This window comes from Streptomyces sp. WELS2, from assembly GCF_013870595.1.
Lineage (GTDB): Bacteria > Actinomycetota > Actinomycetes > Streptomycetales > Streptomycetaceae > Streptomyces.
Window position 1 is genome coordinate 1 of sequence record NZ_JACBWZ010001143.1, and the last position, 1,648, is coordinate 1,648.

The 1,648-nt window shown below is 76.0% G+C and carries 2 protein-coding genes; both read right to left on the reverse strand.

Annotated features, from left to right (window positions below; genetic code table 11):
* On the reverse strand, positions 1 to 461 hold a 461-nt coding region (locus H5J33_RS34435), incomplete at its 3' end, for an MFS transporter (protein WP_181798590.1).
* A gap of 50 nt (positions 462 to 511) precedes the next feature.
* Positions 512 to 1,627 (reverse strand): PLP-dependent cysteine synthase family protein, encoded by a 1,116-nt coding sequence (locus H5J33_RS34440; RefSeq protein ID WP_181798589.1) that lies wholly within the window; start codon positions 1,625 to 1,627, stop codon positions 512 to 514.
* Between the last annotated feature and the right edge of the window lie 21 nt (positions 1,628 to 1,648).

Sequence of the window (1,648 nt, forward strand, 5' to 3'; positions counted from 1 at the left end):
ACCGTGCACACGGCGCCGAAGTCCCAGGCCAGCAGGGCGAGTCCGGCGAGCGGGCCGATCAGGATGCCCGCCTGGTAGAAGACGTTGAAGGCGGCGAACGCCGCCACTCTCCGTTCCTCGCCGGCGTCGGCCGCGAGATAGGCGCGCACGGCCGGGTTGAACAGCGCCCCGGCCAGGCCGGTCAGCGCCGAGGCCGCCACCAGGACGGGCAGCGATTCCGCCACCGCCAGCAGGGCGAACGCGACCGCGCGCAGGGCGCACCCGGCGAGGATCGGCGGCTTGCAGCCGTAGCGGTCGGCGAGGGTGCCGCCGAGCAGGAACATGCCCTGCTGCGAGACGTTGCGCACGCCCAGCACCAGCCCGACGGCCCAGGCGGCCAGGCCGAGGCCGTGCGCCAGGTGGTCGGCCAGGTAGGGCATGAGCATGTAGAAGCCGAGGTTGATGCCGAACTGGTTGACCATCAGCAGCCGGGCCGGCCGGCCGAAGCCGGCCGTCCGGGTCCACGGCCCCCTCACCGGGCACCGGCCTTCACCAGGGTGCGGGCGAGCGGATCACGGACCCTGGCGCACCGGGTCCACCGCGTCACCACGCGCGCGTCGGGCTCGGCGATCTCGTCGGGTTCCGCCGGCGGGGCCTCCTCGAGCAGCCCGTGGTCACGGCACCAGTCGTCGTCGTAGACGGTCTGGAGGTAGCGGTGCGGACCGTCGGGGAAGACGGCGGCGATCCGGGTCCCGGCGGGATGGGTCCGGGCCGCCCAGCCGGCCACCAGCGCCACCGCCCCGACGCTCCAGCCACCGGAGACGCCGTACCGTCCGGCGAGGCGCCGGCAGGCCCGGACGGCCTCGGCCGGGCCCACCCAGTGGACCTCCGAGAAGGCCGCGTAGTCGACGTTGTCCGGGTGGATGCTGGAGCCGAGCCCGCGCATCAGCCGTGGGCCGGCCGGCTGACCGAAGATCGCCGAACCGACGGCGTCCACCCCGATGAGCGTCAGCCCGGGACGGCTCTCGCGCAGCGCGGCGGAGATCCCGGCGGAGTGTCCGCCCGTGCCGACCGCCGCCACCAGCACGTCGACGCGGCCGAGTTGGGCGATCAGTTCGGCGGCGAGGGGCCGGTAGGCGGCGGCGTTGTCGGGGTTGCGGTACTGGTCCGGGCAGTACGCGCCCGGCGTGCGGGCCAGCAGCTCGGCGACCCGGGCGCGGCGGGCCTCCTGCCAGCCGCCCTCGGGGTGTGGGGCGCCGACCCGGACGACCCGGGCGCCCAGCGCGGTGAGCAGGCGGGCGACGGGGGGTTCCAGGCCGGGGTCGGTGACGACGGTGACGGGGTGGCCGTAGGTCAGCCCGGCCAGGGCGAGGCCGAGACCGAGGGTGCCGCTGGAGGACTCGATGACCGGCGCGCACGGCGCGAGGTCGCCACGGCGCCGGGCCTCGCGGACCATGTGCAGGGCGGGCCGGTCCTTCAGGCCGCCCGGGTTGGCGCCTTCCAGCTTGGCGTAGAAGCCCCGGCCGGGCGGGGCGAAGGGTTCGTCCATCCACAGGACCGGGGTGCCGCCGACGAGTTGGGCGGGGTGCCGGGCGGTCGACGGGCGAGTCGTGCGCGCACGGAGCGGCGCGAGCGGGGAGAGGGGCACGAGGGTACGGCTCCTTCGCGC